This window comes from uncultured Microbulbifer sp. (assembly GCF_947489355.1).
GTDB lineage: Bacteria > Pseudomonadota > Gammaproteobacteria > Pseudomonadales > Cellvibrionaceae > Microbulbifer.
On sequence record NZ_CANLDD010000204.1, the window covers coordinates 1 to 367 of the forward strand.

Sequence of the window (367 nt, forward strand, 5' to 3'; positions counted from 1 at the left end):
AATCGCGTAAACACTCTCAGGGCCGTTTTACCTTTCACGACTCCCAAGAGCTTTGATATTGACACCTTCGGTGGCACCTTCACGAGAAGATGCACGTGGTCTGCTTGGACATTTAGCTCTACCACCCTGCAACGAAGCTGACTGCAATGCACCTGAATGCAGTTGTACACTTCCTGTGCAACCGGCCCCCTCAGTACTCTATAGCGGTACTTGGGAACCCAAACAATGTGGTATTGGCAATGCCACAGAACATGCGCTAGCTTTTCAAAACGGCTCATGTTATTTCCTTTCGTTCGAATTGTGGGGACAACTCGAACCTAGGAGTAACATGGGTCGCCTCTTTCGTAACAGGCAAAGCCGATTACTC

The 367-nt window shown here is 49.3% G+C and carries 1 protein-coding gene; it reads right to left on the reverse strand.

The features are described from left to right. Positions 1-278 (reverse strand): IS200/IS605 family transposase (gene tnpA / locus Q1A48_RS21465; protein ID WP_299948921.1); only part of this gene is annotated, 278 nt, incomplete at its 3' end. Between the last annotated feature and the right edge of the window lie 89 nt (positions 279-367).